We start from the raw sequence: 18,330 nt of genomic DNA on the forward strand, positions 1-18,330 counted from the left end.
CTGGTTGTACGGGGCTCCCCCGCTCCGTGCACGGCTTTACACTGCATTCTTCCGGGGGACGACCCCCGGACCCCCAGCAGGAAAACCCCGGAACCGCCCGAGCTTGAACCTCACCAGGAAAACGCTTTAGGAAACGTTGACTCCGAAGTCTAGAGCGATGCCCCGGAGCCCGGACGCGTACCCCTGGCCGACTGCCCGGAACTTCCACTCTCCTCCGTATCGGTACACCTCGCCAAAGATCATGGCAGTTTCGGTGGATGCGTCCTCAGAGAGGTCATAACGGGCGAGCTCCTGGCCGTCCGCCTGGTTCACGACGCGGATGAACGCGTTGCTGACCTGGCCGAAAGTCTGGCTGCGGTTGTCCGCGTCATGGATGGAGACCGGGAAAATGATCTTGTCGCAGTCGGCCGGGACCTTCGAGAGGTCGACCAGGACCGACTCGTCGTCGCCGTCTCCCTCACCGGTGAGGTTGTCCCCCGTGTGCTCGACCGAGCCGTCGGGGCTCTTGAGCTGGTTGTAGAAGATGAACCATTCGTCACCCATGACCCGGCCATCGCTGCAGAGCAGCGCGCTGGCGTCGAGGTCGAAGTCGGCTCCGGTGGTGGAGCGCGCGTCCCATCCGAGCCCGACCAGGATCTGTGTGAGGTTCGGTGCGGCCTTGGAGAGGGAGACATTGCCCCCCTTGGCGAGTGTGACGCCCATGATCGTGGTCCTCCCCGAGGTGTGGTGGTGCTGTGGTCGAGCGCGTCCGGCGCCGCACTGGTGGTGCGGCGCCGGACGGGATGAACGTGCTGCGGTGCTTCGGCTCAGACGTTGACGCCGAAGTCCTGCGCGATGCCGCGCAGACCCGACGCGTAGCCCTGGCCGACAGCGCGGAACTTCCACTCCGCCCCGTTGCGGTACAGCTCACCGAAGACCATGGCGGTCTCGGTGGAGGCGTCCTCGGAGAGGTCGTAACGGGCGATCTCGGCGCCGCCCGCCTGGTTCACGACGCGGATGAACGCGTTGCGCACCTGGCCGAAGGACTGCTGGCGGTTCTCGGCGTCGTAGATCGACACCGGGAACACGATCTTGTCGACATCGGCCGGAACCGAGGCGAGGTCGACCTTGACCTGCTCGTCGTCGCCCTCGCCCTCACCGGTGGTGTTGTCGCCGGTGTGCTCGACCGAGCCGTCCGCGCTCTTCAGGTTGTTGAAGAACACGAAGTCCTGGTCGTTGCGGACCTTGCCCTCGGCGTTCGTCAGGATGGCGCTGGCGTCGAGGTCGAAGTCCGTACCGGTGGTGGTACGCACGTCCCACCCGAGGCCCACGACCACGGCCGTGAGGCCAGGGGCCTCCTTGCTCAGCGATACGTTGCCGCCCTTGCTGAGGCTGACTCCCACGAATCCTCCCTATGGTCTCTAGGGGCGGGGAGCCCCCGTAGTGCTCTGGTATCGGATCAACGTCTGGATCCTAGTAAGGGGTTCCCGCCCCGGCGAGGGATCCTGCACGGTGTCGTCCGTCGGTGGCTCGATCTACAGGGCGTCGATCGCCTTGACGTACTCGTTCAGGTCACGCGCGTCCGGCAGGCCGTTGACGACGGTCCAGCGGACGACGCCCTCCTTGTCGATGATGAACGTGCCGCGCACCGCGCAGCCCTTCTCCTCGTCGAAGACGCCGTACGCGCGCGAGGCCTCGCCGTGCGGCCAGAAGTCGCTCAGGAGCGGGTACTCCAGGCCCTCCTGCTCGGCGAAGACGCGCAGCGAGAACGGGGAGTCGTTCGATACGGCGAGCAGCTGCACGTCGTCGTTGACGAACTTCGGCAACTCGTCACGCAGCGCGCACAGTTCTCCGGTGCACACCCCGGTGAAGGCGAACGGGTAGAAGAGCAGCACCACGTTCTTCTCGCCCCGGAAGTCCGAGAGCTTCACGGTCTCACCGTGCTGGTTCTTGAGCTCGATCTCCGGAGCCTTGGTGCCGGCCTCGATCGCCATGGTGAAGCTTCCCTTCCGTGGGGCTGTTCGGGTGGCTTCAGCCTAGTTGGCCGCGTACGGGCGTCGCCGCGCAGGTGGGTGCGGGGGCGCCCGGCCATGCGTGAGGGCCCCCGCGGGCGCTGTGGCGCACCTGCGGGGGCCCTCACGAGGTTCTCGTTCCGCCGCGACTGCTATCGCTTCTTGGCGGCTGCCTTCGGTGTGGCCAGACGGCTTGCGGTCCAGTCCTTACCCGCGCTGACGCTCTTGCTCGCGGTCAGGCCCGCCGTAGTGGCGGCCTCGCCGATCTCACTGGCCTCGACGTAACCGTCGCGGCCGGTCTTCGGCGTCAGAAGCAGGATGGACCCGCCCTCCTCCATGTAAGCGATGGCGTCCACCAGCGCATCAGTAAGGTCCCCGTCGTCATCACGGAACCAGAGCACCACGGCGTCAGCCACGTCGTCGTAGTCCTCGTCGACGAGCTCGGAGCCGATGGCCGCCTCGATGGTCTCTCGGAGCTCCTGATCGACGTCGTCGTCGTAGCCGATCTCCTGGACCACCTGGTCGGTCTGGAAACCAAGCCTTACGGCAAGGTTCGTTTCCGCGTGGTCCGCGGTCGCGCTCACGGATTGCCTCCTGATCGTGTTTACGAAGTTGTCTACAGCCTCGCGTACGCGCGAAGCGTTGGCCGTAGTCCACACGTGCGCGACGGATCGCGCAAGTACCCGGCCGTCAAGACCGCCGAAACGGTGACTTTCCAGGCCGTGTCACCGCAACTCCTGTCAAGGATCCCCGCTGGCCAGTGATGTATGCCACAGCGATCTGTCAGCTTTGCCCGTCACTGCCCGAGCACCGAGGGCGACCGGGGCCGACCGCCCCTTCACGGAACACCTGAGCGAAATCGGCGTATCGTGGCGGTTTGAGCGCGACGGCTGGTGGGACGCGGACCGGACCTCGAATTACCTCTCGGTAGAGATGACGATTCCGAATTCGAGGTACACGATGGACAGCGGCGTACCCGGCGTACCCGACAGTGGAACAGTGGCATCACCGACAGTGAAGGAACAGCGTGGTTTCCGGATCCGATCGCAACCCGATCATCATTGGCGGTCTTCCCAGCCAGGTCCCGGACTTCGATCCCGAGGAGACCCAGGAGTGGCTCGACTCTCTTGACGCCGCAATCGACGAGCGCGGCCGCGAGCGGGCCCGGTACCTGATGCTCCGGCTGATCGAGCGGGCCCGCGAGAAGCGCGTGGCCGTGCCCGAGATGCGCAGCACGGACTACATCAACACGATCGCCACCAAGGACGAGCCGTTCTTCCCCGGCAACGAGGACATCGAGCGCAAGGTCCTGAACGCGACGCGGTGGAACGCGGCGGTGATGGTGTCCCGCGCCCAGCGGCCCGGCATCGGCGTGGGCGGCCACATCGCCACCTTCGCCTCCTCCGCGTCCCTGTACGACGTGGGCTTCAACCACTTCTTCCGCGGCAAGGACGAGGGCGACGGCGGCGACCAGGTCTTCTTCCAGGGCCACGCCTCTCCGGGCATCTACGCCCGCGCCTATCTGCTGGACCGCCTCAGCGAGGAGCAGCTCGACGGCTTCCGCCAGGAGAAGTCGAAGGCGCCCAACGGCCTTTCCTCGTACCCGCACCCGCGCCTCATGCCGGACTTCTGGGAGTTCCCCACCGTCTCCATGGGTCTCGGTCCGCTCGGCGCGATCTTCCAGGCCCGGATGAACCGCTACATGGAGGCCCGCGGCATCGCGGACACCTCCAAGTCGCAGGTGTGGGCCTTCCTCGGCGACGGCGAGATGGACGAGCCCGAGTCGCTGGGCCAGCTCTCCATCGCCGCCCGTGAGGGCCTCGACAACCTCACCTTCGTCGTCAACTGCAACCTGCAGCGCCTCGACGGCCCGGTGCGCGGCAACGGCAAGATCATCCAGGAGCTCGAGTCCCAGTTCCGCGGCGCCGGCTGGAACGTCATCAAGCTGGTCTGGGACCGCAGTTGGGACCCGCTGCTCGCGCGGGACCGGGACGGCGTCCTGGTCAACAGGCTCAACACGACGCCCGACGGCCAGTTCCAGACGTACGCCACGGAGACCGGCGACTACATCCGCGAACACTTCTTCGGCGACGACCACCGCCTGCGCGCGATGGTCGAGAACATGACCGACAAGGAGATCCAGCACCTGGGCCGCGGCGGTCACGACCACAAGAAGATCTTCGCCGCGTTCACGGCCGCCAGGGAGCACAAGGGGCAGCCGACGGTCATCCTGGCGCAGACGGTCAAGGGCTGGACCCTCGGCCCGAACTTCGAGGGCCGCAACGCCACGCACCAGATGAAGAAGCTGACGGTCGACGACCTCAAGGGCTTCCGCGACCGGCTGCACATCCCGATCACCGACGCGCAGCTGGAGGGCGGCGCCCCGCCGTACTACCACCCGGGCCGGGACTCCGAGGAGATCCAGTACATGCACGATCGCCGCAAGGCGCTGGACGGGTACGTCCCGACCCGCGTCGTGCGCGCGAAGCCCCTTCAGCTCCCGGACGACAAGGCGTACGCGGGCGTCAAGAAGGGCTCGGGGCAGCAGTCGATCGCCACCACGATGGCCTTCGTCCGGCTGCTCAAGGACCTGATGCGGGACAAGGAGATCGGCAAGCGCTTCGTGCTGATCGCTCCCGACGAGTACCGCACCTTCGGCATGGACTCCTTCTTCCCGAGCGCGAAGATCTACAACCCGCTCGGCCAGCAGTACGAGTCCGTCGACCGTGAACTGCTGCTCGCCTACAAGGAGTCGGCCACCGGCCAGATGCTGCACGACGGCATCTCGGAAGCAGGCTGCACGGCCTCGCTGATCGCCGCCGGATCCGCCTACGCGACCCACGGCGAGCCGCTGATCCCGGTCTATGTCTTCTACTCGATGTTCGGTTTCCAGCGCACCGGCGACCAGTTCTGGCAGATGGGCGACCAGCTGGCGCGCGGCTTCGTCCTCGGTGCGACCGCCGGCCGCACGACGCTGACCGGCGAGGGTCTCCAGCACGCGGACGGGCACTCGCAGCTGCTCGCTTCGACCAACCCCGCCTGCGTCGCCTACGACCCGGCGTACGCCTACGAGATCGCGCACATCGTCAAGGACGGCCTGCGCCGGATGTACGGCCCGACCGCCGACGGCAAGCCGGGCGAGGACGTCTTCTACTACCTCACCGTCTACAACGAGCCGATCCAGCACCCCGCCGAACCGGCCGATGTCGACGTCGAGGGCATCCTCAAGGGCATCCACCGCATCAGCACCGGGACTTCGGGCTCGATCCCCGCCCAGATCCTGGCGTCGGGCGTCGGCGTCCCGTGGGCGATCGAGGCGCAGCAGATCCTCGCCCAGGACTGGAACGTACGGGCCGACGTCTGGTCCGCGACGTCGTGGAACGAACTGCGCCGCGAGGCGGTGGAAGTGGAACGCCACAACCTGCTGCACCCGGAGGAGGAGCAGCGCACGCCCTACGTGACGCAGAAGCTGTCCGGCGCGCAGGGTCCGTTCATCGCGGTCTCCGACTGGATGCGCTCCGTCCCGGACCAGATCGCGCGCTGGGTGCCCGGCACGTACCAGTCGCTGGGTGCGGACGGTTTCGGTTTCGCGGACACCCGAGGCGCCGCGCGTCGCTTCTTCCACATCGACGCCCAATCGGTGGTGGTCGGGGTGCTCACGGAGCTGGCGCGCGAGGGCAAGGTCGACCGCTCGGTCCTCAAGCAGGCGATCGACCGCTACCAGCTGCTGGATGTCTCGGCCGCCGATCCCGGCGCGGCCGGGGGCGACGCCTGAGCGGTGTCTGTCTGAGCGGTGTCTGCCGGGGCGATGCCCCGGCAAAGGGCGGCGAGAGCTTCGGCCTCGCCGCCCTCCGGCATCTATCGGGTCGCGCTCAGAACGCTCCTCCCGCGAGCGGTCCGGCCGCCGAGGCCAGCCAGACGATCGCGAGGAGGGTGTCGATCGCGCCGAGCACGACCGCGACGAGTGCCGGTACCGACTCTGTGCCGGTCCAGCGTCGGCCCATGGCCAGCCAACCGCAGACGACGGCGACCGGTCCGAGCACGATCCCCAGGGTGAAGAAGCCGGCGATCGCGCAGATGAGGCCGATGATTCCGAGCGACGCGCGGTCCGGCCCGGTCCGTGACCATGTGCGGCCACGTGAGCGGGGGTGCTTGCGCGTGGTGTGTCCGAAGCCCGCCATCATCACTCCCTGAGTTCTTCCGGTTCTTCCGGACTCGGGCGATGCTTCGGGTACCCCACTTACCGCGGTCTATCGCGCGCGTACTCCACTGTCCCTGCCGGAACCCTATTGCTCCCAGACCTTGAACGCCCGTGCCCGGTAAGGGGATTCGGGCTCCCACGTCCCGCTGCCCGGGTACGTCTGGAACTCGCCGGTCTCCGCGCACACCGCGGATTGATAGGTGGTGACGGGACGGCCGGTCCGATTGGCGAGGGACGCCGCGCTGCTCCCCTCCGGCAGCGCGATGCAGCTCTCGATGTCGATATCGGCCAGTTCATAGGCGTGCCGTGCCCCCTTGAACCCGCTCTTTCCCCACAGACACAGCTCCCCCGCCGAGCAGTCGCCCATGGTCGGTGGCGCCGCCGCGGTGGCGAGGCCCGGAGTGAGCGCCACCGCGGCGAGCGCGGTAGCGGCGGCAGCCGTGGTCATGAATGTACGCATGTGCTTCAACCCCCGTGTCGTGTCGACCAGTTGCGTTCGCGACTGATCGTCTGCCAGACACTTTGGCCCGGAAGCTCTGGTTCCGGGAAGGGTTGCCGAGGGACGTCACCCTGATAAGCGAAAGCCCCCGGATCGTTCCCGGGGGCTTCCCTCGTACGGGCGGTTTCGCGCAGCTCAAAGGTGATTTCACGCGGTCCGGCCCGGTGGCCGGCCGTCAGATGTGCGCTGCGCCCGCGCCCGCCTCCGCGTTCTCCCCGCGCTTGGTGAGCAGCGCGACGAGGATGGCGACGACGGCGACACCCGCGGCGACCAGGCAGGCCATGCTCATGCCGGAGATGAAGGTGTCCTGCGCGACGCCCGTGATCTTCTCGGCGAGCGCCGGCGGGGCGCCCGGGGGCACCGGCGCGACACCGACCTGGACCGCCTCCGACGCCTGGCCCAACTGGGCGTGCGTGAGCGGCGGGAGGCCGGCGCCCGTCCAGTTTCCGGCGAGATCGCTGTCGACCTTGGACGCCATGACGGCACCGAGCACGGCGGTGCCGAGGCTTCCGCCGATCTGCATCGCGGCCTGCTGGAGTCCGCCGGCCACGCCGGAGAGCTCCAACGGGGCGTTGCCCACGATGACTTCGGTCGCTCCGACCATCACGGGCGCGAGGCCAAGACCCAGCAGGGCGAACCAGAGGGACATGATCCCGCTGCCCGTTCCCGGCTCCAGCGTGGACATCCCGTACATGGCGGCGGCGGTGAGCGCCATGCCGCCGGCGAGCGGGACACGAGGGCCGAACTTCGTGATCATCGCCCCCGCCAGCGGAGAGCCGACGATCATCATGCCGGTCAGCGGCAACAGGTGCATTCCGCTCTCGACCGGGCTCATGCCGTGCACGTTCTGGAGGTAGAAGGTGACGAAGAACAGTCCGCCCATGAACGCGATGGCCATCAGCACCATCAGCACCACACCGGCCGACAACGGCACGGACCGGAACAGGGCCAGCGGGATGAGCGGTTCGGCGACGCGGGTCTCCCAGAGCGCGAACACCACGAAGCACAGCACCGAACCGGCTATGAACGCCCAGGTCATGCCGTCGCCCCAGCCCCAGGTCGGCGCCTTGATGAGCGCCCAGACCAGGCAGAACATCGCGCCGGACAGCAGCACGATGCCGAGGATGTCGAAGGACCGCGGCGCGTTCTCGGCACGGTGGTCCAGGAGGATGAAAAGCCCCAGGGCCAGGGCGAGAACACCGATGGGGACGTTGATGAAGAAGACCGACTGCCAGCTGACGTGCTCGACGAGCAGCCCGCCGACGATCGGCCCGCCGGCGGTCGAGGCGCCGATGACCATGCCCCAGATACCGATCGCCATGTTCAGCTTCTCGGCAGGGAACGTGGCGCGCAGCAGGCCGAGCGCGGCAGGCATGAGCAGCGCCCCGAACAGGCCCTGGAGCACGCGGAAGGTGATGACGAAGGCGATGCTGTCGGACAGGCCGATGGCCCCCGACGCGGCGGCGAAGCCGACGACACCGATGAGGAACGTCTGCCGGTGACCGAATCGGTCACCGAGCTTGCCCGCGGTGATCAGCGCGACCGCGAGGGCGAGGAAGTAGCCGTTGGTGATCCACTGAACGTCGGCGAAGGTCGCGCCGAGGTCCTTCTTAATAGTCGGGTTGGCGATGGCGACGATGGTGCCGTCGAGGGCGACCATCATGACGCCGATCGCGACGGAGAAGAGTGTCAACCAGGGGTGACCGCGCAGCCCCTTGGCCGGTGCCGGGACGTGCTCGGGCTCCGGTACCCGATCCGCCTTGTCGACAGTGGTCTGACTAGTCATACGTTCGAGGCTAATGACAGCCACTGACAGTTGGCGAACCATTTCACAAGTCAGTGACTGTCACGTCGCTCACACTAGGGTGAGCTGCACAAACGGCGAGAAAGAGAACGATGACGGATCGAATCAACCTGCGTGAACTCAAGAAGCAACGCACTCGAAACGCCCTGCTGCGTACCGCACTTGAGCTCTTCACGACCCAGGGGTTCGACCGGACGACGGTCGACGAGATCGCCGACGCCTGCGGGGTGTCCCAACGCACCTTCTTCCGGTATTTCGCGAACAAGGAAGAGGTCGCCCTCGCGGTGCAGCAGACGGTGGAGGCCCGATTCGTCGCCGCGCTGCGTGAACGCCCCCTGGAGGAAAGCCCGTTCGAGGCACTGCGGCGGACCGTACTCGGCGCATGGGACGCGATGAGCCGCGTCGTGGAGGAGCTCATCCCCCTCGAACTCCACATGCGTACCTACCAGATGATCGAGTCGACCCCTGCCCTGCTCGCCGTTCACCTGCGCCGCTCCATCGAACTGGAAGAGGAACTCGCGTGCGTGATCGCCGGCCGCGAAGGCCTCGACGTGAACAGCGATCCACGGCCGCGCGTGGCCGTCGCCGCGTTCGGTGGCGTCATGCGGATGACCGGTCGACTGTGGGGTGCGGGAGAGGACGTGAGCCTCGAATCGATCCGCGCGCTCACCGAGTCTTACCTTGATCACTTGAGGCCTTCACTGGCCGGACAATGGCGCCGCGACCAGGGATGACACAGCGTGAGGCAACAACGCACCCGCGTCCGGTTTTACCCAAATACACCACGTGAAACGTGATCCGCCTCACCTCATTCACGGTGCCGCATGCGCTTCTCCTAGGGTGTCCCGCAGTGACTTCCTTCGATACCTCTCCCCAACTCAACGTCTGGCGCGCACTGCTTGCGCTGGTCGTCGTGTTCGTCATGCTGGCCACCACCGGCTGGACCGCGGTGCGTCATCAGCGAGGCGTCACGTCTCCGCTCCAGACCGCGCTCACCTCTTGGGAGCACGGCCGGATAAACGGACATGCACTGCCCGCGCACGACGGCTCCCCCAACCGCCTCGCGCATTTCTTCGGCTCGCTGAGCGCCCACCAGCGCGGCGAGCTCGCCGCCCGGTATCCGCTCGCGGTCGGCAATATGAACGGTGCGCCTGTAGAGCTGCGTTATCGCGCCAACCGCATCGCGCTCGACCAGGCCCGCCAGGTCGAGCACAGACGCATGTACGACAACCGGTTGTCGTCCGTCGGTCACGCCGACGCGAAGAAGCGCATGAACCGGTTCGCGTCCCTGGCGAAGCCCGATCGCAAGATCCTCTCCTTCGACCCCTTGGGCGCCGGCCGGGTCGCCGAGGTCTTCGGTGACCTCGACAAGGCCCAGCGGGTGTCCGTCGTGGTGCCGGGAGTCGACACGAACGTGCTCACCTTCGAGCGCACGTCCCGCCAGTACTCGGCGCCCGTGGGCATGGCGCGCTCGCTGTACGGCGCCGAGCGCAGCGCCAGCCCGCACACGCGTACCGCGGTCGTCGCGTGGGCCGACTACACGGCGCCGGCCGGCCTGGGTGTGGACGCCGCCACGGCGATGCGCGCGGAGGACGGAGCGGTGCGGCTCAACGCGATGCTGCGCGGCCTGCCCGGCCGGTCCTCCGTCGCCCTGTACTGCCACAGCTACGGCTCGGTGGTGTGCGGCGTCGCGGCGCACCACATGCCGGGGCGGGTCAGCGACATCGCGGTGGCGGGCAGTCCCGGTATGCGCGCCCAGAGCGCGGCAGGCCTGGACACGCACGCGCGCGTGTGGGCCATGCGCGACAAGGACGACTGGATCCAGGACATTCCCTACATGGAGGTGGGCGGTCTCGGGCACGGAGCGGACCCCGTCTCCTCCGCGTTCGGCGCGCGCGTCCTGGCGGCAGGCGACTCCAAGGGCCACACCGGCTACTTCGTGCCGGGCACCGAGAGCCTCGCCAACTTCGCCGACATCGGCACCGGCGGGTACAAGACAGTGCACTGCGCCGGCGGAGGTCAGGGCTGTCTGGACGGTTTTTCCGGGAACGTCTCCGCCTGACGCGCGTAGAAAGTGCTGAAACAGCGGTCTGCCACGACAGGCGACGGAGACGCGCGCTCCGCCTACGATGAGCCACATGGGTGACGTACTGGCCGGATTTCATGCCGCCTGGGAGTTCGAGTCCGACTCCGTGCTCATCCGCTTCGAACGGGGGATCCGCACGCCGAAGCTCCTTCAGGCGCTGGGCGAACGCCGCATCCCTCTGGAAGCGGTCGCGGCGGTGTCCCTGACGCCTGGAAAACGCGGGACCGTCGTGCTGCACGCGGTGCCGCGACCGGGCGCGGACCCCTTGATGGACGCTGCCGCGGGTCAGCTCAAGGAGGGGAGCGACCCGTACCGCCTCGTGCTGCCCGCCGAGCGGGAGACGCTCGGCGAGTACTACGCGGACGAGCTGCGGGCGAAGCTCTCCGACCACGACGACGTGCGTCCGGAGAAGTATCTGGTGGCGCCTCCCGAGGCGCCCCGGCAGTTCAAGGCCTACGACGGGAAGGCCACGTTCGACGGGGACTCGGTGGCCTTCCGCTGGTTCTGGACCGGGGCGTCCTCCGCGAAGTGGAAGGCCGGGGACAAGACGTTCCCGATCTCGGACCTGAGCGGCGTCGAATGGCGCTCGCCCGAACTCTTCGAGGGCCATCTGCGCCTGCTGCCCCGGGACGCCTCCGGGGAACAGCCCGGTCAGGCGGACCAGGACCCGGCCGCGGTCGTCTTCGGCCTCGGCTACGGTCCGGTGCACGAGTCGCTGCCGTTCGCCGCCTCGGTGCTGGCGGCCGTGCGGGCGTCCGGGCCGGCCCCGCCGCAGGGCGGGGCGTTGTGCACCGAGTCGGCGGGGGCCGGAAGACGCGATCCCGCGGACATCGCCGACCGCATCCGGCACCTGGGCGAGCTGCACCAGGCGGGCCTTGTGACCGACGCGGAGTTCACGTCGAAGAAGGCCGAGCTGCTCGCCGAGCTGTGACCTCATACCTGGGTAGGGGGTGCGGTTGAGCACTCCGGTATGACGGCACGACCGGGTCCGGGTGTCTACGCTGATCTGGCCATGAGCACCGCACCGCCATCTCCCGAGAAGACGCCCCGCCCGCCGGACGAAGGTTCCGGCCGAGCGGGTTCTCGGCGCACGGCCGGAGCGGTGCGTCGGCTGGGCGACCGGCTCGCCTGGGCCGGTTCGACACTCACCGTGGCCCTGGGCGACGACCGGTCGGAGCCCCTGCTGGCGCATGCGCCCCGCCGTTGGATGCGGCTGTTGCCCTATCTGCTCGCGCTGGGCTTCACCGCGGCGCTGATCCCGACCACGACCCAGGTGTTGGCGAACGACTACGGGGTCGGCGGCGGACTGGCCGCCGCGATCGGCGTGGCTCAGTCCGCTCCCCTGGTCCTCGCGGTGAGCCGCCCGCTGGCCGCCTGGTACATCATGATCACCGCGGCCGTGCTGGGCACGGTCCCGGTGCTTCAGGGGGACGCCCACAATCCCTCGCCATGGACGGCCATGATGATCGTGGCCTACGTGGTGCTGTGCATCGCGCTGGCGCTGCGGGAGAGCCGTCGCACTCTCGTCAACATCTGGCTGGTCACCGTGGCCGCCAGCATCGTGGTCGGCATCTTCCGCGACAGCACCAGCCAGGACACGGGGGTGCTCCTCATCGTCCTGAGCGGTGGGGTGCTGCTCCTGGGCGCCCTGCTGCGGGAGCGCGGCGAGACCAGACGCAAGCTCGTCGCGCAGGAGACGATCAGCGAGGCCGAGCGGACCCGCAGAACGCTGCTCGAGGAGCGGGCCAGGATCGCGCGCGAGCTGCACGACGTCGTCGCGCACCACATGTCGGTGATCACCGTGCAGGCGGACTCCGCGCCCTACCGGCTGCAGGGCCTGCCCGACGAGGCGCGCGAGGAGTTCGAGTCGATCGCCACGGGTGCGCGCGCGTCGCTGACCGAGATGCGCCGTCTCCTCGCGGTCCTGCGCAGCGAAGAGGCGCAGGGCGACCTGGCACCGCAGCCCGGCCTCACGCACCTGCGTCAGCTGGTCGAGGCGACCGTACGAGGCGGGGTCCCGGCCGAGCTGTCCTATCCGGAACTGGCTCTCGTCGGGGAGCTGGTCCAGCTGCCCCCGGCGGTGGACCTCTCCGCGTACCGCATCGTCCAAGAGGCGCTGTCGAACGTGGTGCGGCACGCTCCGGGCGCACGGACCCAGATCTCCATCAGCCTCGACGGCGACGCCCTGCTGGTGGTCGTGGTCAACGGGCCGGCGGCGGAACCGGTATCGCCTGTGGAATCGACCGCCGGTACCGGACACGGGCTGATAGGCATGAACGAACGCGTACGGTTGGTCGGCGGCACGCTGGACGTGGGACCGCTGCCCGACGGAGGTTTCCGTGTCGCGGCCCGGCTCCCCTTGAGCGTGCCCGACTCCCCGACGGCATAAAGGAATTCGGCACGCATGACCATTCGCGTGATCATCGTCGACGACCAGAGCATGGTGCGGGCGGGTTTCGCCGCGCTGCTGAACGCGCAGAGCGACATCGACGTCGTGGGAGAGGCCCCCGACGGCAAGGAGGGCGTCCAGGTGAGCCGCTCCACGCATCCCGACGTCGTCCTCATGGATGTCCGGATGCCCGAGATGGACGGGCTGGCCGCAACCAAGGAACTGCTGGACCCGCCGCCCGGCGTGGTGCACCGGCCGAAGGTCCTGATGCTCACCACGTTCGACGTCGACGACTATGTGTACGCCGCGCTGCGGGCGGGCGCGTCCGGGTTTCTGCTCAAGGACGCGCCACCGGCCGATCTGATCGCCGCGGTGCGCGTGATCGCGGCCGGTGAGGCACTGCTCGCTCCCACGGTTACCAAGCGCCTCATCGCGGACTTCGCCAAGACCCGCCCCGCGCACCGCAAGAACCACGATCCGCTGCTGAAGACCCTGACACCGCGTGAGTCCGAGGTTCTCGAGCTGATCGCGCGCGGGCTGTCCAACCAGGAGATCGCGCAGAAGCTGGTGCTGGCCGAGCAGACGGTGAAGACCCATATCGGCCGTGTGCTGGCGAAGTTGGGCCTGCGCGACCGGGCGCAGGCCGTGATCTTCGCGTATGAATCGGGTCTCGTAGAGCCCGGCGGCCGGTGATGCGCCACGCCTGAGGCGTCCGACCCCCTACTGCGGTATCAGTCATCAATACCCAGGTATCAAGGGCTGGTTGGCTCCCCAGTGTGACGCCCTGGCCGCGTCCGTCCTCCTACCTTCCCCTCGTCACACCACTGGACGAAGGGGAGACGGGCGATGGGCCTGAGTTCTTGGAAACAACGTGGCCGTCGCGCCGTGGCGGCCGCCGCACTCACGGCAATCGCCGTGTCCGGCACGGTGGGTTGGGCATCGGGCCAGGAACAGCGCCCGCTCACCGGCCCTCCCCCTGGCACCGCCTCGTGGCGCGCGGACGATTCGCTGGGCCGCGAACTGCCTGACCCCGCGACGTCGAGGCCTTCGCAATTCGCTACTTTCTTCCGCGGGTTGAGCGGAGCGGAGCAGCACGCTCTGGTCGCGCGACACCCGTCGGTCGTCGGCAATCTGGACGGGGCCCCGATCGCTCTGCGGTACGAGGCGAACGCGCTGTCGCTGCGGGCCGAGCAGGCCAGGGCCCGCGCCGACGCCAAGGATCGAACGCTCACCGAGCGACAGCGGACCTCGGCGCGGGAGCTCGCCGACCGCTGCTCCCAACTGCTCGCGCAGGGCCGCCGGATACTCGCCTTCGACCCCCGTGGGCGTGGCCAGGTGGCCGAGGTCTACGGGGACCTGGAGAGGGCTCGGCATGTCTCCGTGATCGTGCCGGGTTCCGATATCGACCTGGGCACGTTCGACCGGACCAGGGACGTGTACGGGACACCGGCCGGGATGGCGCGCTCGCTGCACCGGGCGACGGCCGGGCAGTCGGCCGTGGTGGCGTGGGCCGGATACACCACTCCGGTGGGTCTGGGCCCGGATGCGGCCACGGGCCGGCTCGCCGAGGCGGGAGCCCCCAGGCTGGCCCGCTTCGCGCAGGGCCTCACCGCGGCAGGCACCCCGAAGCCGACCGTCTTCTGCCACAGCTACGGCTCGGTGGTGTGCGGGCTCGCTGCGTCCCGGCTTCCCGCGGCGGACCTTGTGGCCCTCGGTTCACCCGGACTGCATGCCGACACGGTGGCCGAACTGCACACGCACGCCAGGGTGTGGGCGGCCCGGGACGACAGCGACTGGATCGGCAAGGTGCCGAACGTCGAGCTGTTCGGCCTGGGACACGGCACCGACCCGACGGACCCGTCCTTCGGAGCCCGGCGGGTGCCTGCCGAGCAAGCCCAGGGTCACACGGGCTACTTCGCGCCGGGCACGGACTCGCTGCGTGCCTTCGCCGACATCGCCACGGGAGCCTCGTCATGACCGCCACTTCTCTCCGCGCCTCCGTGTCCTCGGCCGTCGCCTCGATCGACGCGAAGACCCCGGCCCACCGGGATCGGGCAGTGGACGGGCTGCGGGCGCTGGCCCTGCTCGCCGTGCCCACGGGGCACTGGCTGCTCGCGGGCTTCACGCTGGACCCGCAGGGCGCCCTGCACAATGCGAGCCCGCTGAGCAGCTTCGGCTTCTTCGCGCCCCTCAGTTGGGTGTTGCAGATGCTCGGGGTCTTCTTCCTCGTCGGCGGATACGCGTCGGTCCTGTCGTTCCGGCGGGCCCGGGAGCGGGGCACGTCGACGGTCGGCTGGCTGCGAGGCAGGCTCGCCCGTCTGGGCCGGCCCGTGCTGGGCGTGACCGCGGTGTGGGCCGCACTGGCCCCCTTGCTGTACGCCCTCGGGGTGCCCCTGCCGACCTTGCGCACGGCTTCCACGCTGGTGATACAGCCCCTGTGGTTCGTCGGCATCTACACCGTGATCACCGCGCTCACACCGTGGTGCATCAAAGCGGCGCACAGGATCGGCGCCTGGTCCGTGGTGCCACTGATCGGCTCGGTCGCCGTCGTCGACTTCCTTCGGTACGGGCCCTCCTCCTCGGCCATGCCGTCGTGGCTGAGCCTGCTCAATCTCCTGCCGGGCTGGCTGTTCGCCTATCAACTCGGCGTCTGCTGGGGCGAGAAGAGGCTCGGCAAGCGGGGCGCCTGGGCACTGCTCGTCGGTGGCACGGCTCTGTTCGCGGCCTTGCTGCTGGTCTTCCACTACCCGGCGTCGATGGTCGGGGTGCCGGGCGAGGCGCGGACGAACTCGCATCCGCCGTCGCTGCTCGTCCTCGCCCTCGCGGCCGCGCAGAGCGGCGCGGCGATACTGGTGCGGGACCGCCTGGGCAAGCTGCTGCGCCGCCCGGCCCTGTGGGCCCCGGTCGTGGTCATCAACCTGTCGGCGATGACCATCCTGTGCTGGCATCAGACGGCGCTGCTCGCGGCGGCGATACCCGGCTCGTTCGCCGGCGCGATACCGGGCCTCACGACAGCCCCGGACACGCTCGCCTGGATAGCGATCCGCCTCGCGTGGCTACCGCTGTTCGCGGCTCTGCTCGTCCTGATAGGCCGCTATGCGCGGGGCTTCGAGTCACCGTGGAAGCGGGTGAGCCGGGGGCGCCGGGCGCTGGCGGGGCTGCTCGCCGCCGGGTTCGCGGTGTTCGCGCTGGGGCTGGCGTGAGGCCCCGCGGGCCTCACGGCCACCCCTCCCCCGGCGGACCGGCTACTCGCGGCCCGCCGACGTGAAGGTCATGTCCGCGTAGCGGTCTCCGGCGACCTTCTCGGCGATGGGCTCGAGGAGCGCCAGTTCCTCGTCGGTGAGCACGATCCGGGTCGCCGCGGTGTTCTCCTCGACGCGCGTGCGCTTGCGTGTGCCGGGGATCGGGACGACACCGAGGCCGAAGGCCCCCGCCTGTTGCTGCACCCAGGCCAGGGCGACCTGGCCGAGGGAGGCGCCGTGGGCATCCGCGACCTGACGGACCGGCTCCAACAGGGCCGCGTTGGCAGCGGCGTTGTCTCCGGTGAACCGGGGCTGTTGGCGTCGGAAGTCGTCGTCGCTGAGTTCCTTGTCGGCGGAGACGAAGGCCCCGGTGAGGAAGCCACGGCCGAGTGGGGAGTACGGCACGAGGGCGACGCCGAGTTCCGCGGCGGCGGGCACGACCGAGCGTTCGATGTCGCGGCTGAACAGCGACCACTCGGACTGGACAGCAGCGATCGGATGCACGGCTTGGGCGGCGCGCAGTTCGGCGGCGGTCACCTCGCTCAGGCCGAGGTGCTTGACCTTGCCGGCGGCGACGAGTTCGGCCATCGCGCCGACCGTCTCCTCGATCGGCACCTTCGGGTCGCGGCGGTGCATGTAGTACAGGTCGACCGAGTCGACGTCCAGGCGTTGGAGGCTGGCGTCGATGCAGGTCCTGATGTAGGCGGGGTCGTTGTTGATGACGCGCTTGTACGGGTCGCTCGGATCGGATCCGATGGCGAACTTGGTCGCGAGGACGATCTCGTCCCGATGCGCCTTGACGAAAGGAGAGAGGAACTTCTCGTTCTCACCGGCACCGTAGGCGTCGGCGGTGTCGTACAAGGTGACGCCGATTTCCAGCGCCCGCTCCAGGGTGGCCCTGGCCTCGTCGGCGTCCGTCGGTCCATAGGCCCAGCTCATTCCCATGCAGCCGAGGCCCTGAATGCCCACCACGGGCCCGTTGTTTCCCAACTCAACAGTGGAAATGCGCCGCTGCTCGCCCGCCCGCGGCGTCCGCTCCGTGCTGCTCATGCGGTTCAAGCCCCCTCCGGCGCCGGTCGGGCGCCCGCATAGAAGTCGATCTTGTAGTCCAGTACGGACAGGGTGTCCTGCAGCTCCGCCACCCGGTTCAGGACGTCGCGGCGGGTCGCTTCGAGCAGCTCCCTGCGCTCGTCGAAGGTCTCCTCACCCCGGCGCACGAGCTCGGCGTAGCGCACCATGTCGGCCACCGGCATCCCGGTGAGCCGGAGCTTGCCGACGAGCGACAGCCAGTCCAGGTCACGGTTGCTGTAGCGGCGCTGCCCTGTGTGCGAGCGGTCGACGTCGGGCATCAGGCCGATCCGCTCGTACCAGCGCAAGGTGTGGGCGGTCAGTCCGGTGAGAGCGACGACCTCGCTGATGGTGTAGTGGTCCTGGCCCTCCGGGCGGGGGTGCGAGGGGGGCGCCGAGGCACAGTTGTCGGTCTTCCGGGTCGCCGCGCGGGACCGGGACGTGGTCTCCATCACCGTCATGGCCCCCACGCTAGAACCTTGGAGTGCACTCCAAGCAAGCGCGGCTCAGGAAATAGCGCGGCACAGGAAAAGGGAGGACACCTCGAAGACGGCCCGGTTACGGTGCGGGCCATGACTGCCGTACGCCGTGCCACGCCCGCCGACGCCGAAGAACTGGTCCGCCTGCGCAAGATCATGCTGGACTCGATGAGACCGAGCGACGACCTGGGGTGGCAGCCGTACACGGCGCGGACCCTGCGGTCCCATCTGGCCGACGAGGGTGGCCCGTTGGCGGTTTTCGTGGTCGAGGCACCGGACGTTCCGGGCACGCTCGCGGCCTGTGCGACCGGCACCATCAACCTGAGCCTGGGCGGCCCCGGAAACCCCGAGGGCACTGCGGGTCACGTCTTCAATGTCTGCACCGATCCCGCGCACCGGCGCCGCGGCTACTCACGTGCCTGCATGGAGGCGCTGCTGGCCTGGTTCAAGGAGCGCGACGTGCGCCGCGTCGATCTGCACGCCTCCACCGAGGGTGAGCCCCTGTACTCCTCCCTCGGCTTCGCCCGCACTCCCGCGCCCGCCATGAGGCTGACTCTCTGACGCCGTCAGC

General features: G+C 68.8%; 18 protein-coding genes. 9 read left to right on the forward strand and 9 right to left on the reverse strand.

Going from position 1 to position 18,330, the window contains the following annotated elements:
• Nucleotides 1-126: 126 nt before the first annotated feature.
• From ACYSUO_RS18835 to ACYSUO_RS18850, 4 genes are all read right to left on the reverse strand, one after another.
• Nucleotides 127-702: a TerD family protein gene (locus ACYSUO_RS18835; RefSeq protein WP_461777296.1), complete on the reverse strand. Its 576-nt coding sequence runs from the start codon at nt 700-702 to the stop codon at nt 127-129.
• A 104-nt stretch (nt 703-806) separates the two neighbouring features.
• Nucleotides 807-1,382, reverse strand: a complete 576-nt coding sequence (locus tag ACYSUO_RS18840; RefSeq protein WP_461777297.1) for a TerD family protein — start codon at nt 1,380-1,382, stop codon at nt 807-809.
• A gap of 132 nt (nt 1,383-1,514) precedes the next feature.
• On the reverse strand, nt 1,515-1,973 hold the full coding sequence (locus ACYSUO_RS18845; protein WP_266720040.1) for a peroxiredoxin: 459 nt from the start codon (nt 1,971-1,973) through the stop codon (nt 1,515-1,517).
• A 170-nt stretch (nt 1,974-2,143) separates the two neighbouring features.
• Nucleotides 2,144-2,575 (reverse strand): DUF3052 domain-containing protein, encoded by a 432-nt coding sequence (locus tag ACYSUO_RS18850; protein WP_266720038.1) that lies wholly within the window; start codon nt 2,573-2,575, stop codon nt 2,144-2,146.
• 443 nt (nt 2,576-3,018) lie between these two features.
• Between ACYSUO_RS18850 and aceE the strand changes: the two genes are divergently transcribed.
• Nucleotides 3,019-5,766 (forward strand): pyruvate dehydrogenase (acetyl-transferring), homodimeric type, encoded by a 2,748-nt coding sequence (gene aceE / locus ACYSUO_RS18855; protein ID WP_461777298.1) that lies wholly within the window; start codon nt 3,019-3,021, stop codon nt 5,764-5,766.
• A gap of 97 nt (nt 5,767-5,863) precedes the next feature.
• Here the strand turns inward: aceE and ACYSUO_RS18860 are convergent, their stop codons facing one another.
• The 3 genes from ACYSUO_RS18860 to ACYSUO_RS18870 all read right to left on the reverse strand — a co-directional run bounded on the left by ACYSUO_RS18860 (nt 5,864) and on the right by ACYSUO_RS18870 (nt 8,477).
• Nucleotides 5,864-6,175, reverse strand: coding sequence for a small hydrophobic protein (locus tag ACYSUO_RS18860; RefSeq protein ID WP_461777299.1), 312 nt, complete (start codon nt 6,173-6,175; stop codon nt 5,864-5,866).
• A gap of 102 nt (nt 6,176-6,277) precedes the next feature.
• On the reverse strand, nt 6,278-6,652 hold the full coding sequence (locus ACYSUO_RS18865; protein ID WP_461777300.1) for a peptidase inhibitor family I36 protein: 375 nt from the start codon (nt 6,650-6,652) through the stop codon (nt 6,278-6,280).
• Nucleotides 6,653-6,866: 214 nt separating this feature from the next.
• A complete protein-coding gene (locus ACYSUO_RS18870; RefSeq protein ID WP_461777301.1) occupies nt 6,867-8,477 on the reverse strand; it encodes an MFS transporter in 1,611 nt (536 codons plus the stop codon).
• A gap of 110 nt (nt 8,478-8,587) precedes the next feature.
• Here ACYSUO_RS18870 and ACYSUO_RS18875 point away from each other — a divergent pair, with 110 nt between their 5' ends.
• From ACYSUO_RS18875 to ACYSUO_RS18905, 7 genes are all read left to right on the forward strand, one after another.
• Nucleotides 8,588-9,229 carry a TetR/AcrR family transcriptional regulator gene (locus tag ACYSUO_RS18875; protein WP_461777302.1) on the forward strand — a complete coding sequence of 214 codons (642 nt, stop codon included), beginning with the start codon at nt 8,588-8,590 and terminating at the stop codon, nt 9,227-9,229.
• Between the two features lie 116 nt (nt 9,230-9,345).
• Entirely contained in the window at nt 9,346-10,557 is a 1,212-nt protein-coding gene (locus ACYSUO_RS18880) for an alpha/beta hydrolase (protein WP_461777303.1), read from the forward strand.
• Nucleotides 10,558-10,633: 76 nt separating this feature from the next.
• On the forward strand, nt 10,634-11,512 hold the full coding sequence (locus tag ACYSUO_RS18885) for a DUF4429 domain-containing protein (RefSeq protein ID WP_461777304.1): 879 nt from the start codon (nt 10,634-10,636) through the stop codon (nt 11,510-11,512).
• An 81-nt stretch (nt 11,513-11,593) separates the two neighbouring features.
• Nucleotides 11,594-12,970, forward strand: coding sequence for a sensor histidine kinase (locus tag ACYSUO_RS18890; protein WP_461777305.1), 1,377 nt, complete (start codon nt 11,594-11,596; stop codon nt 12,968-12,970).
• 15 nt (nt 12,971-12,985) lie between these two features.
• A complete protein-coding gene (locus ACYSUO_RS18895) occupies nt 12,986-13,663 on the forward strand; it encodes a response regulator (protein WP_461777306.1) in 678 nt (225 codons plus the stop codon).
• A 153-nt stretch (nt 13,664-13,816) separates the two neighbouring features.
• Nucleotides 13,817-14,947, forward strand: coding sequence for an alpha/beta hydrolase (locus ACYSUO_RS18900; protein WP_461777307.1), 1,131 nt, complete (start codon nt 13,817-13,819; stop codon nt 14,945-14,947).
• Complete coding sequence (locus ACYSUO_RS18905; RefSeq protein WP_461777308.1) at nt 14,944-16,173, forward strand: acyltransferase family protein; 1,230 nt, start codon at nt 14,944-14,946, stop codon at nt 16,171-16,173. Before ACYSUO_RS18900 ends, ACYSUO_RS18905 begins: the two co-directional genes overlap by 4 nt.
• A 42-nt stretch (nt 16,174-16,215) precedes the next feature.
• On the opposite strand, the gene ACYSUO_RS18910 is transcribed toward ACYSUO_RS18905, so the two are convergent.
• Both ACYSUO_RS18910 and ACYSUO_RS18915 read right to left on the reverse strand, forming a co-directional pair.
• Nucleotides 16,216-17,262 (reverse strand): aldo/keto reductase, encoded by a 1,047-nt coding sequence (locus tag ACYSUO_RS18910; protein WP_461777309.1) that lies wholly within the window; start codon nt 17,260-17,262, stop codon nt 16,216-16,218.
• Between the two features lie 5 nt (nt 17,263-17,267).
• Entirely contained in the window at nt 17,268-17,741 is a 474-nt protein-coding gene (locus ACYSUO_RS18915) for a MerR family transcriptional regulator (protein WP_461777310.1), read from the reverse strand.
• 111 nt (nt 17,742-17,852) lie between these two features.
• Between ACYSUO_RS18915 and ACYSUO_RS18920 the strand changes: the two genes are divergently transcribed.
• Nucleotides 17,853-18,320 (forward strand): GNAT family N-acetyltransferase, encoded by a 468-nt coding sequence (locus ACYSUO_RS18920; protein ID WP_461777311.1) that lies wholly within the window; start codon nt 17,853-17,855, stop codon nt 18,318-18,320.
• The last annotated feature ends 10 nt before the right edge of the window (nt 18,321-18,330 follow it).

Source organism: Streptomyces sp. UC4497 (assembly GCF_054871485.1).

Coding starts and splice junctions, on each gene's coding strand:
- ACYSUO_RS18900 (WP_461777307.1), top strand. CDS start 13,817: ATGGGCCTGAGTTCTTGGAAACAACGTGGCCGTCGCGCCGTGGCGGCC.
- ACYSUO_RS18885 (WP_461777304.1), top strand. CDS start 10,634: ATGGGTGACGTACTGGCCGGATTTCATGCCGCCTGGGAGTTCGAGTCC.
- ACYSUO_RS18905 (WP_461777308.1), top strand. CDS start 14,944: ATGACCGCCACTTCTCTCCGCGCCTCCGTGTCCTCGGCCGTCGCCTCG.
- ACYSUO_RS18860 (WP_461777299.1), bottom strand. CDS start 6,175: ATGATGGCGGGCTTCGGACACACCACGCGCAAGCACCCCCGCTCACGT.
- ACYSUO_RS18835 (WP_461777296.1), bottom strand. CDS start 702: ATGGGCGTCACACTCGCCAAGGGGGGCAATGTCTCCCTCTCCAAGGCC.
- ACYSUO_RS18875 (WP_461777302.1), top strand. CDS start 8,588: ATGACGGATCGAATCAACCTGCGTGAACTCAAGAAGCAACGCACTCGA.
- ACYSUO_RS18910 (WP_461777309.1), bottom strand. CDS start 17,262: ATGAGCAGCACGGAGCGGACGCCGCGGGCGGGCGAGCAGCGGCGCATT.
- ACYSUO_RS18845 (WP_266720040.1), bottom strand. CDS start 1,973: ATGGCGATCGAGGCCGGCACCAAGGCTCCGGAGATCGAGCTCAAGAAC.
- ACYSUO_RS18865 (WP_461777300.1), bottom strand. CDS start 6,652: ATGCGTACATTCATGACCACGGCTGCCGCCGCTACCGCGCTCGCCGCG.
- ACYSUO_RS18890 (WP_461777305.1), top strand. CDS start 11,594: ATGAGCACCGCACCGCCATCTCCCGAGAAGACGCCCCGCCCGCCGGAC.
- ACYSUO_RS18915 (WP_461777310.1), bottom strand. CDS start 17,741: ATGACGGTGATGGAGACCACGTCCCGGTCCCGCGCGGCGACCCGGAAG.
- ACYSUO_RS18920 (WP_461777311.1), top strand. CDS start 17,853: ATGACTGCCGTACGCCGTGCCACGCCCGCCGACGCCGAAGAACTGGTC.
- ACYSUO_RS18870 (WP_461777301.1), bottom strand. CDS start 8,477: ATGACTAGTCAGACCACTGTCGACAAGGCGGATCGGGTACCGGAGCCC.
- ACYSUO_RS18895 (WP_461777306.1), top strand. CDS start 12,986: ATGACCATTCGCGTGATCATCGTCGACGACCAGAGCATGGTGCGGGCG.